The 379-nt window shown below is 49.3% G+C and carries 1 pseudogene; it reads right to left on the bottom strand.

The window, feature by feature from the left end:
- Window positions 1-379, bottom strand: a pseudogene (locus C173_RS35065) (DUF6385 domain-containing protein); the annotation flags it as partial.

Here is a 379-nt window from a genome sequence, read left to right as displayed (position 1 = left end):
AAGCACGCTAGTAATCGTACCGTCTAAGAGGTTGGTCACCGTACCAGCAGATGTTAAAGTACCAGCAGTGATAGTCGCTCCAAGCACGCTAGTAATCGTACCGTCTAAGAGGTTAGTCACCGTACCAGCCGATGTTAAAGTACCAGCAGTGATAGTCGCGCCAAGCACGCTAGTAATCGTACCGTCTAAGAGGTTGGTCACCGTACCAGCGGATGTTAATGTACCAGCAGTGATAGTCGCACCAAGCACGCTAGTAATCGTACCGTCTAAGAGGTTGGTCACTGTACCAGCAGATGTTAAAGTACCAGCAGTGATAGTCGCACCAAGCACGCTAGTAATCGTACCAGCGAGGATGTTCGTTACTGTACCAGCAGATGAT

The sequence above is a fragment of the Paenibacillus sp. FSL R7-277 genome, from assembly GCF_000517965.1.
In the GTDB taxonomy this organism is placed as follows: domain Bacteria; phylum Bacillota; class Bacilli; order Paenibacillales; family Paenibacillaceae; genus Paenibacillus_AQ; species Paenibacillus_AQ silagei.
The sequence above is the reverse complement of the archived record's forward strand: the minus strand, read 5'-3'. Positions and strand labels throughout refer to the sequence as shown.